This window comes from Humidesulfovibrio sp. (assembly GCF_035560995.1).
Classification (GTDB): Bacteria; Desulfobacterota; Desulfovibrionia; order Desulfovibrionales; family Desulfovibrionaceae; genus Humidesulfovibrio.
Genome location: NZ_DATMYK010000344.1, coordinates 1 through 9,608, shown reverse-complemented (window position 1 = coordinate 9,608; position 9,608 = coordinate 1). Strand labels below are relative to the sequence as shown.

11 protein-coding genes are annotated in these 9,608 nt (G+C 66.0%); 7 read left to right on the top strand and 4 right to left on the bottom strand.

What is annotated here, in order from left to right:
* The first annotated feature begins 407 nt into the window (after positions 1-407).
* The 4 genes from VN419_RS13730 to VN419_RS13715 all read left to right on the top strand — a co-directional run bounded on the left by VN419_RS13730 (position 408) and on the right by VN419_RS13715 (position 3,124).
* A complete protein-coding gene (locus VN419_RS13730; RefSeq protein ID WP_325647783.1) occupies positions 408-665 on the top strand; it encodes a hypothetical protein in 258 nt (85 codons plus the stop codon).
* A gap of 1 nt (position 666) precedes the next feature.
* Positions 667-1,032 carry a DsrE family protein gene (locus VN419_RS13725; protein WP_325647782.1) on the top strand — a complete coding sequence of 122 codons (366 nt, stop codon included), beginning with the start codon at positions 667-669 and terminating at the stop codon, positions 1,030-1,032.
* A 95-nt stretch (positions 1,033-1,127) separates the two neighbouring features.
* Entirely contained in the window at positions 1,128-1,907 is a 780-nt protein-coding gene (locus VN419_RS13720; protein WP_325647781.1) for a sulfurtransferase TusA family protein, read from the top strand.
* 2 nt (positions 1,908-1,909) lie between these two features.
* A complete protein-coding gene (locus VN419_RS13715) occupies positions 1,910-3,124 on the top strand; it encodes a cobalamin-independent methionine synthase II family protein (protein ID WP_325647780.1) in 1,215 nt (404 codons plus the stop codon).
* A gap of 114 nt (positions 3,125-3,238) precedes the next feature.
* On the opposite strand, the gene VN419_RS13710 is transcribed toward VN419_RS13715, so the two are convergent.
* The gene (locus VN419_RS13710; protein WP_325647779.1) at positions 3,239-4,090 is read right to left on the bottom strand and encodes a hypothetical protein; all 852 of its coding nucleotides are present in this window, start codon (positions 4,088-4,090) and stop codon (positions 3,239-3,241) included.
* 152 nt (positions 4,091-4,242) lie between these two features.
* Between VN419_RS13710 and VN419_RS13705 the strand changes: the two genes are divergently transcribed.
* The 3 genes from VN419_RS13705 to VN419_RS13695 are packed head-to-tail and all read left to right on the top strand — an operon-like array spanning position 4,243 to position 6,844.
* Positions 4,243-5,499: a NupC/NupG family nucleoside CNT transporter gene (locus tag VN419_RS13705; protein ID WP_325647778.1), complete on the top strand. Its 1,257-nt coding sequence runs from the start codon at positions 4,243-4,245 to the stop codon at positions 5,497-5,499.
* A gap of 25 nt (positions 5,500-5,524) precedes the next feature.
* A complete protein-coding gene (locus VN419_RS13700) occupies positions 5,525-6,340 on the top strand; it encodes a nitroreductase family protein (protein WP_325647777.1) in 816 nt (271 codons plus the stop codon).
* A gap of 24 nt (positions 6,341-6,364) precedes the next feature.
* Positions 6,365-6,844, top strand: a complete 480-nt coding sequence (locus VN419_RS13695) for a hypothetical protein (protein WP_325647776.1) — start codon at positions 6,365-6,367, stop codon at positions 6,842-6,844.
* Positions 6,845-6,929: 85 nt separating this feature from the next.
* Here VN419_RS13695 and VN419_RS13690 read toward each other — a convergent pair whose 3' ends face one another.
* From VN419_RS13690 to VN419_RS13680, 3 genes are all read right to left on the bottom strand, one after another.
* Positions 6,930-7,499, bottom strand: coding sequence for a cytochrome P460 family protein (locus VN419_RS13690; protein WP_325647775.1), 570 nt, complete (start codon positions 7,497-7,499; stop codon positions 6,930-6,932).
* Positions 7,500-8,220: 721 nt separating this feature from the next.
* Entirely contained in the window at positions 8,221-9,051 is an 831-nt protein-coding gene (locus tag VN419_RS13685) for an FAD/NAD(P)-binding protein (protein ID WP_325647774.1), read from the bottom strand.
* On the bottom strand, positions 9,048-9,608 hold a 561-nt coding region (locus VN419_RS13680; RefSeq protein ID WP_325647773.1), incomplete at its 5' end, for a 4Fe-4S dicluster domain-containing protein. The genes VN419_RS13680 and VN419_RS13685, both read right to left, overlap by 4 nt.

Here is a 9,608-nt window from a genome sequence, read left to right as displayed (position 1 = left end):
TCGTGGACGACGTGCGCTACGACGGCCGCTTCGCCACCGACTACTCCTGGGGCGAGCGCGGCGGGCACAGCATGATCGAGCCCGTGGTCATCGACCTTGAGGACGTGCGCCGCGAGATCGCCCAGGGCGAGACCAAGGTGGCCTAGCCGCACAGGTCCAGACATCTTTCCCCCAGATACACGCCTCAAGGGCCGCCCGGTACACACCTCGCCGGGCGGCCCGCTTTTTTGCCCTGCGCGCACTTTCAGCCTGCCGCCAGAAAATATCCTGCACTTCCGGCCATTGTGCCAAGACTCAAATAGATTTCTGCAATATTTACTATAGACGTCATGCATGCTAAGGCCTTCGTGTGCGGCCTTTCGCCGCGCGCGAACCTGCAGCCCCGCACAGGCGGGGGAGCCCGGACCATGCACGAGACCTGCCCGGCCCATTGGGCCTTTGAGGATGAGTTCGACGGCGGCGAGGAAACCTGCGGCCGCGTCATCATCAACCTGTACACCTATCTGCGAAACGCCGCGCCCGGAACAAGGGTGCTGCTCATCAGCCGTGACGCCGCCGCCCCGGTGGAGTTCCCGGCCTGGTGCCGCATGACGAAGAACACCCTGCTTGAAATGGCGCATCCGTTCTATCTCATCGAATACAAACCCGAACTGAAAGGAGTCTAGTATGGCCGGCACCTTCTGCGTCACCATCGCCCATTGCCGCACCGACGGGGACAAGGCGACCCTCGGCTTCGTCGTGGCCAACGCCGCCCAGGGCAGCGAGAAAGAGACCATGGTCTTCCTTTCCACCGACGGCGTGTACTGCGCTGTGAAGGGCGAGGCCGAGAAGATTGACGAGGGCGCGCCCTTCGCGCCGCTGAAGGAGCTCATCAACAAGTTCGTGGCCGCGGGCGGCAAGATCTACGTGTGCACCCCGTGCCTGAAAAAACGCGGCCTGTCCGAGGCCGACCTCATCCCCGGCGCCACCCCGGCCGGCGGCGCGGCCCTGGTTGAGTGGCTGGCCAATGGCAGCCCCTGCGTGGCCTACTAGTTCCGGCGCACGGCCCCCCATCGCAAAGCCCCGCCGGTGCGCTCCCCCTTCGTAAGGGCACGCACCGGCGGCATTTCCCTTTTGAGGAGACGCAGATGTCTGATACCGGCTCCCTTTCCGCCGCCGAACTGCAGGCCATCGCCCCGGACGTGGTGTTCGACGGCGGCGACCTGGACTGCGGCTCCGGCCTGGTGCTCATGATCCGCGAGAACATGCTGAAGGCCCCGGTGGGCGGTGTGCTGGAAATGCAGTCGAGCGAGCCCACTGTGGCCGACGACCTGCCGCCCTGGTGCCGCCTGGCCGGGCACAAGTATCTGGGCCAATTGCCCGGGCAGAACCGCGTGCGCTACTTCGTGCGCCGGGGCGAGCAGCAGCAGGCCCAGTCCGGCGGGGCCCAGGCGGAGGAAAGCGCCCTGGCCGACGACAAGGCCCGGGCCAAGGCCTACGTGTGGCGGCTGCGCACCCGGTCCACCGGGCACCAGCAGGCCACGGTGTACTGCCGCAATTTCTCCTGGATGCTCGGCCAAAGCGCCAGCTTCGAGGAAAAGGACGCCCACCCCAGCGCGGTGGAAGCCCTGCTTGGAGCCCTGGGTGGCTCTCTGGCCACGGCCTATGCGACAGAGGCCGCGCGCGCCGGGCTGGAGGTGGACGACATCGAGCTCACCGTGACGGGCAGGCTGCACAATGTGCTGGCCCACATGGGCCTGGAAGACGGCGACCCGTCTTTTGCGGAGATCGAGGTCAAGTGCTACGCCTCCACCATGGACGACGAGGCCGCGGCGCGAAAGGCTTTCGAGACCGTTGTGGCCCGCTCGCCCATTGCCGCAACCCTGGCCAAGGCCGCAAGCCTGAACGTCAAATTCTCGGTGGTGTAAGCATGACCGTTCCTCAGACGATTCCTTTTCAGACGACCCAGGTGGGCAGTTGGCCGCGCTCCAAGACCATGTTGCGCGCCCTGCGCGACCGCCGCACGGGCAACATGACCCGCGAGGCCTTTGACGCCGTGGCCGACGAGGAGGTGCGCCGCACCGTGCGCATCCAGGAGGAGGCGGGGCTGGACGTGCTGGTGGACGGCGAGCACCGGCGCGACAACTTCTATTCCTTCATCACCGAGAAGGTGGAAGGCACCAGGCTGATGAGCCTGGCCGAGATGCTGGACGAGGTGGAGGACAAGAGCGGCTTCGAGGAGATGCTGACCACCCTCGACGTGCCTGCCTCGGCCATCCGCAACCCCACCTGCGTGGGCCGCCTTTCCCGGCGCGAGCCCCTGGCGCTCAATGACTTCCGCTTCGTGAAGAGTCTGACGGACAAGCCCGTGAAGGTGACCCTGCCCGGGCCGTACCTCTTGAACCGCTCCATGTGGGTGGGCGCGTATACCGGCAAGGTGTACGGCAATCAGCAGGAACTGGGCGACGACATCGTGAAGCTCCTGCGCGCGGAATTGCAGGACCTGGCCGAGGCCGGGTGCGAGTTCGTGCAGTTCGACGAGCCGGTGCTGACGGAAATCGTGCTGAGCCAGGAGTGCGGCCGACGAACCTTCATGTGAGCGACCCTTGCCACCCGCCGGGATGCGGGTGAAGAACTTCGTTACGCGGCGGAACTCATCAATCGGATCATCGAAGGGATCTTCGACCCCACGGGCAAGACGGGCCCGCGCATCGGGCTGCACATCTGCCGGGGCAACTGGAGCACCAAGGAAGAGGTGCTGCTGACGGGCGACTACACCCCGCTTCTGCCCGCCCTTGAACGCATGCGCGTGCGCCAGTTCGTGCTGGAGTACGCCACGCCGCGCGCGGGCGACATCGGCGTCGTGGGCGGCGCGCTTTCCGGCGCGATTCCCGAAACGGATCTGCCGCGCGAGATCGGTCTGGGCGTGGTGAACCCGCGCACCACCGAGGCCGAGACGCCGGAATTCATCATCGCCAAGGCCGAGGAGGCCCTGAAGTATTACCGGCCGGAACAGGTGTTCCTGAACACGGACTGTGGCTTCGGCTGCTTCGCCAACCGTTGCGTGAACGTGGAGGACATCGCCGCCGCCAAGCTCCGGTCCATCGTGGCCGCGGCCAGGATTCTGCGGGAGCGGCACGGTTAGGCCGGAACGCTCCGGCGCATAGCCGGCACAAAAAAGCCAAGGGCCAGCGGGGACGACTCGCTGGCCCTTTTACGTGGTGCGTTCAGCTGTGGGGGAAAAGTTGCCCTGCTCGGATCAGCCTTGGGTCTTGTCTCTTTTCTGTTCTGCCTCCGTGCCCGCGTCGCTGGCCGGGCCGGGCTGTTCCGGCAGGGGCTCCAGAATCATCCTCCAGCGCGAGAAGGCCAGCACCGCCGCCGAGACGCAGGTGACCAGGCCCGTCAGCAGGGCGTCGAACAGGAACCAGGGCGCAAGGCCCACAAAGCCCAGCCTGCGCTCCAGCGCCGTGCCCAAAAGCTCCATGGGCACCGTGAGCAGCGTCAGGGCCACGTAGGGCCAGAACAGCGCGCAGCCGATGCTCCATGTCTTGCCCCCGGTCTCGCGGAAGGCGTTGCCCACCGGGGCCGTGTCGCGCCGGGCCACGGCCAGGGGCAGGTACACCAGCCGGAACAAAAGGTAGAGCAGCGTGCCCGTGAGCACCGGGATGCCGATCATCAGGCCGGTGGCCCCGGTGAGGTCGAGCTTGGCGCCCTTTTCGAAGCCTGAGGTGGCGGCCACAAGCAGCAGCACGGCTCCCACGTAAGGCACGAGGAACACGGCCGCGACCTTGATGCCCGCCCAGAGCATGTGCAGATAGCGCATGTCCAGGTACAGGGCCCTGAGGCTCGCGCGCGGGTCGGGGTTGCCCTGGATGAGATCGTAGATGAGGAATTCCGCGGGCAAGAACAGGATGGCGAACAGGCGCGGCGAGAACACGCCGTTGCTGCCCTCCAGGCTGTACACGGCCCCGAAGCCCGCCAGTGCCAGGCAGAGCAGGGTCACGCCCAGGGCGGTGGCCAGAACGCTTGTGCGCAGCAAAGCGTTTTCGTTCAGGCTTTGCCAGGTGAACAGCACCCCGGCTTTGAGCAGGCCCGGCTGCGGCTGCGGCATTGGCCCTCCTTCCTGCGTTCGTGCTGTTGATATGTCTTGTGCTGAGCGTTACCGCGCGCCCCGGGCAGGGTCAACCGCTGCGGCGCATCTCCCTTCACAAACGGGCGAAAATCCCGCATGTTGCGCCAACTACGCTGCGTACGGGGGATAAGATGTTCCATAGCGCCCTGGGTCTTTGCTGTCTGCTCTTTTTTGCCTGGCTGATGAGCGAGAACCGTCGCGCCCTGCTCAAACTGGGGCCTTGGCGCATGGTCGTCGCGGGCCTGGGCCTGCAGTTCGCCATCGCGGGCTTGGTGCTCAAGGTGCCTGCGCTCAAGACCCTGTTCATGGGCCTCAATGGGCTGGTGCAGGCGGCGGAAACGGCCACCCGCGCGGGCACGGCCTTCGTGTTCGGCTTTGTGGGCGGCGGGCCCGCGCCCTACGCCGTGGCCAATCCGGCCCTGGGCTTCAGCCTGGCCTTTCAGGCTCTGCCCCTGGTCATCGTCATCGCCGCGCTTTCCGCGCTGTTCTTCCACTGGGGCATTTTGCAGCGTGTGGTGCGCCTGTTTTCGCTGCTGCTGGAAAAGACCATGGGCATCGGCGGGGCGCTGGGCGTCGGCGCCGCAGGCAGCATTTTCCTGGGCATGATCGAGTCGCCGCTCCTGATCCGCCCCTATCTGGTCCAGATGACCAGAAGCGAGCTCTTCGCCCTCATGGCCACGGGATTGAGCTGCATCGCTGGCACCATGCTCATGCTCTATGCTTCGGTGCTCGCGCCGGTCATCCCCGACGCCCTGGGCCACATCCTCACCGCCAGCATCATCCACGCCCCGGCCGCGCTCTTGGTGGCTGCGCTGATGCTGCCCGAGGACAAGACCCCCACCCTGGGCAAGGAGATGCCCAAGAGTGGCGCTTCCGGCAGCGTGGACGCCCTGTGCCAGGGCACCTGGGAGGGTTTGCAGCTCTTCTGGAACATTGTGGCCATGCTCATCGTGTTCGTGGCCGTGGTGAAGCTGGCCAACCTGGGACTGGCGCTTCTGCCCGATGTGGCGGGCGCGCCCCTGACCCTTGAGCGGGGCCTGGGCGTGCTGCTGGCCCCCGTGGCCTGGCTCATCGGCATCCCCTGGGCCGAGGCCCACACGGCGGGCGCGCTCATCGGCACCAAGATCATCCTGAACGAGTTTCTGGCCTTCATGGACATGGCCGCCCTGCCGCCGGAGGCGCTCTCCGCGCCCTCGCGGCTCATTCTGGCCTACGCCATGTGCAGCTTCGCCAACTTTGGCAGCGTGGGCATACTCATCGCGGGCCTGGGCACCCTGTGCCCGGAGAGAAGGAGCGAGATCACGGGCCTCAGCATGCGCGCGCTGCTGGCCGGGGTCATCGCCTCGCTCATGACCGGGACGGTTGTGGGAATCATCGCGTCCATGTAAAGGGTGGAGCATCAAGGAGGAGGCAATGCCCAAGACCAACGCCGATCCAAGAGGCCACATCAGCATCGACCTTTCCCTGTGCAACAAGGACGGCCTGTGCATCAGCGAGTGCCCGGCCTTTCTGCTCACACGCGGGAAGGACAAGTTTCCCGTGGTGGCGGATGACGCCGCGGACCGCTGCATCATGTGCGGGCACTGCATTGCCGTGTGCCCCACCAAGGCCCTTTCCCTGGCCGGCCAGCATGCGGACGATCTGGTCCCGCTCGACCCGGCGCTCGACATCAGCCCCGAGGCGGCGGAGCAGTTCCTGCGCTCGCGCCGCAGCGTGCGCCGCTTCCGCGACAAGCCCGTGGAGCGCGAGCTGGTGCGCCGCTGCATCGATTCCGCGCGCTACGCGCCCTCGGGCGTGAACACCCAGCCCGTGAACTGGATCGTGGCCGAAGACCCGGACCTCATGGTGCTCTTGGTGGACCTCACGGCCAAATCCTTGCGGCGGCTGCCGTATTTCATGCCCTACCTGAACGCCTGGGACCAGGGCATCGACCTGATTCTGCGCAGCGCGCCGCAACTGGTGGTGGCCCACGCGCCCAAGGGCGGCATGGACAACACGAGCAATTGCGTCATCGCCCTCAGCCACTTCGAGATGGCGGCCCACGCCCTGGGCCTGGGCACCTGCTGGGCCGGGCTGTTCACCCACGCCGCCGGGCGCAGCAAGGCCATCTCCTCGGCCCTGTGCATTCCGGAGGCGCACAAGATCTACGGCGCGCTGATGCTCGGCCGTCCCAAGTACGGCTTCAAACGCGTGCCGGAGCGCAAACGCCCGCCGGTGCGCTTCCTGTAACCCCGCGACCCAAACGGAGACCCCATGCGCAGCTTCGCCTCCGCCCTTGGCCCCAATTCCCTGGTCCCTCTGGCCGCCCTGATCTTGGGCGCCTTTCTGCTTGCGCCCGGCCATGCCCAGCCCCAGGCCGCGCCGACCACGCCGGGTATTCCGGCCTTCCATCAGCTGGACGCGAACGGCGATGGCCGCGTGACCCTGGAGGAAGTGATGGCCTACGCCAAGCAGCAGAAAGAGCTGGCCCGGCCCTTTGCCGTCAAGGATGTGGACAGGGACGGGGACGGCATCCTCACGCCGGAGGAACTCAAGGCCGCGGGCATCAAGGGCTTCGAGGGCATGGGCCCCATAAGCGTGAAGGAGCTGGACAGGAACGGCGACGGCTACGTGAGCCACGAGGATATTGAGAACTATCTGAACACGAAGCACCGTGAGGCCTACGCCCGGGCCGACGCCGACCGCGACGGGCATGTGGCCCCCTCGGAGTTCGTGCTGTTCCGCTTCAAATAGCGCATAGCCACGAGCCAGGCAAAAAGAAGGCCGCCCCGGATGCCCCATGGGAGCTTCCGCGGCGGCTTTTTCTTGTCCGGGCGGGTTACTTCAGCGGGGCCAGCATCACCCAGTCGTTGTCCTTGGCCTTGGCGTGGCACTTGATGCAGGGGTCGGCCTTGCCCTGGGCCTGGATCTTCATGTCCGGCGTGAACTTGAGCCACAGGTAGTCCCCGGCGTCGGGATTGTAGCCCTTCTTCTTGTTCATCACGGTTACGGCGGCCAGCTTGCCGTCCTTGGTGTAGTTCTCCTTCACGATGATGGCGCCGTCGGGCAGCATGCCCGCCTTGCCGGTGATGGCCTTCAGGGCCAGCTTGTTCACGTACACGTTCTGCAGCGCGCCATGAGGCTCCATGCCCTGGCGCATGCGCGTGGTGCCGGGCATCAGGTCCCATTTCACGTAGGGGTCGGTCTTGGTGATGTGCATGAGCAGGGCCGCGCCCTCGGCGTTCTGCATCATGCCCGCGCCCTGGGCCATCATGCCCTGCTGGGGCATTGCGCCTTGCTGCATCGCGCCTTGCTGCATCATGCCCATGTCGGCGGCCAGGAGTCCGGCGGGCAGCAACAGGGCGCAGAGCCCGGCCGCGTAAAGAAATTTCTCCAGCGTTCTGTTCATCGGGTTCCTCCACGAAAGTTGAGGGAAGGGGGCTCTTTCCTTCGTACGCCTCCTGGTCCGCTTGTCAATGCGGTACGCCACCAAGCCCTGGTCCATAAAAAAATGAAGGCCGCCCCGATGCCGGGACGGCCTATTTCTGCTGCTCTTATCTGCTGTACTCGGCTCTCCCTCATTCGGGGGCCGACGCCTGTGACGCATTTTCCACGTTTGATCCGTTTCCTGCGGCGGCACCGGGGCGGGTTTCGCCTGGCCTGGCCGACTGTGCGGGTCCTGGCCTTTTATGGGCCTTTGCCGCATGGGCACGGGGTTCTCGGCCTCTGAGCGCCGACGTGTCCACCTCTGCCTGTGCAGATGCGCCTGGTCCATCTCTCGTGGCGGCGCCATGGTGGTTGTCTCGGGCGGCCCCCCTTTGCTCCGAGGGGGCGTCTTGGTGAACTTTTTCAGGAACTGCTCGGCCTGCCGCCTTGAGTGTTTTTTGAGGGCCGCCCCCTAATCCTTGCCTTTTTGCAAGCGGTCTTCAGGGCTGCCTGGCCGGGCCGCGAACGGGCCGACCGGATGGGTGGCTGGCAGGGCCTTCCCCAGACATCTACGAAGCTGAGTGACCCATTGGCGTGTCCTCCCCAAATTGGTTGAAGGAAAAGGCCTATGATTCCCAAGTACGCCTTCCGGCCGCGATGTCAATAGGGATTTTGGCCCGTGGCGAAAATCTCCCTGTTCCGGTCTAGAATTCCTGGGGAAGTTCCTTCAACTGGGCCTGGGTGAACACCGGGCCATCCACGCACACGAACTTGCCGCCGATGTTGCAGCGGCCGCACAGGCCCACGCCGCACTTCATGCGCCGCTCCAGCGTGGTCACGATCTGCTCGTCGGTGAAGCCAAGCTTTTCCAGGGCCATGATGGTGAAGCGGATCATGATGGGCGGGCCGCAGGTGACGGCCACGGCGTTCTCCGGGCTCACGGCCAGGTCCGTCAGCACCGCGGGCACCACGCCCACGCGGTGCGCCCAGTTCTTGTCCGGGTTGTCCACGGTGAGTTCCACGCGCATGTCGCCGCGCGCGGCCCACTCGGCCAGCTCGCCCTTGAAGCACAGGTGCTCCGGCGTTCTGCCGCCGTAGATGAGCGTGATGTTGCCGTAGTCGGCCCGGTTGTCGAGCATGAACAGCAGCAGGGTGCGCAAGGGGGCCAGGCCCAGGCCGCCGCCGATGAACACGATGTCCTTGCCCTTCATGGATTCGTAGTCGAAGTGGTTGCCCAGGGGCCCGCGCAGGCCGATGGGATCGCCCTCGCGCAGGGTGTGCAGGCGGTGGGTCAGCTCGCCCACGCGCATGACGCTGAACTGCAAATAGTCCATGCGGGTGGGGGGCGAGCAGATGACGAAGGTGCTTTCCCCGGTGCCGAAGACCGACAGCTGCGCCACCTGGCCGGGCTGGAAGGTGAAGGCGCGCATGGCCGCCTCGTCCTTCAGCACCACGCGGAAGGTCTTCACGTCCGGGGTCTCGTCGAAGGTCTCGATGATGGTGGCCAGGCTGGGCAGATAGGGGTTCGCGCTCACGGCTTGTCACCTTTTTCGATGATGTCGAGGACGATGCGGCGGATGTCCACCGAGACCGGGCAGGACTTGATGCAGCGCCCGCAGCCCGTGCAGGAGAATTCCGGCTGGCCGCTTGCGCCGCTGTGCTGCGGGAACTCCTGCGGGTGGTAGCAGAACTTGTGGCCCACGCGGTTGCGCAAGCGGTGCGCGCGGCTCACGCGCGGATTGTGGCCGCTGCCTTCCAGGGTGTACAGCGCGCTCATGCAGGTGTCCCAGGTGCGCAGGCGCTTGCCCTTCATGCCGCTGTTCTCGTCCGTGATGTTGAAGCAGGAGCACACCGGGCACAGGTACGTGCACACCCCGCAGGACAGGCAGCGCGCGCTCTGGTCCATCCAGAAATCCATGTCGGCGAAGAGCTTGAGGTATTTCTCCGGCGCGCTGGAAAGATCCGGCGCCGTGCCGGGCATGGCCTGGTCGGGCGGGCTGGCGAGTTTGGCCGCCAGCTCCTCCTGCACGGCCGCGCTGGCCTCGGGCAGTTTCTCCAGCAGCTTTTCGCCCGCGGGGGTGAGGGCCTTGGC

Bases quoted from the DNA above. Each gene is read 5' to 3' on its own strand.
- VN419_RS13730 (WP_325647783.1), top strand. From the start codon at position 408: ATGCACGAGACCTGCCCGGCCCATTGGGCCTTTGAGGATGAGTTCGAC.
- VN419_RS13725 (WP_325647782.1), top strand. From the start codon at position 667: ATGGCCGGCACCTTCTGCGTCACCATCGCCCATTGCCGCACCGACGGG.
- VN419_RS13720 (WP_325647781.1), top strand. From the start codon at position 1,128: ATGTCTGATACCGGCTCCCTTTCCGCCGCCGAACTGCAGGCCATCGCC.
- VN419_RS13710 (WP_325647779.1), bottom strand. From the start codon at position 4,090: ATGCCGCAGCCGCAGCCGGGCCTGCTCAAAGCCGGGGTGCTGTTCACC.
- VN419_RS13705 (WP_325647778.1), top strand. From the start codon at position 4,243: ATGTTCCATAGCGCCCTGGGTCTTTGCTGTCTGCTCTTTTTTGCCTGG.
- VN419_RS13700 (WP_325647777.1), top strand. From the start codon at position 5,525: ATGCCCAAGACCAACGCCGATCCAAGAGGCCACATCAGCATCGACCTT.
- VN419_RS13695 (WP_325647776.1), top strand. From the start codon at position 6,365: ATGCGCAGCTTCGCCTCCGCCCTTGGCCCCAATTCCCTGGTCCCTCTG.
- VN419_RS13690 (WP_325647775.1), bottom strand. From the start codon at position 7,499: ATGAACAGAACGCTGGAGAAATTTCTTTACGCGGCCGGGCTCTGCGCC.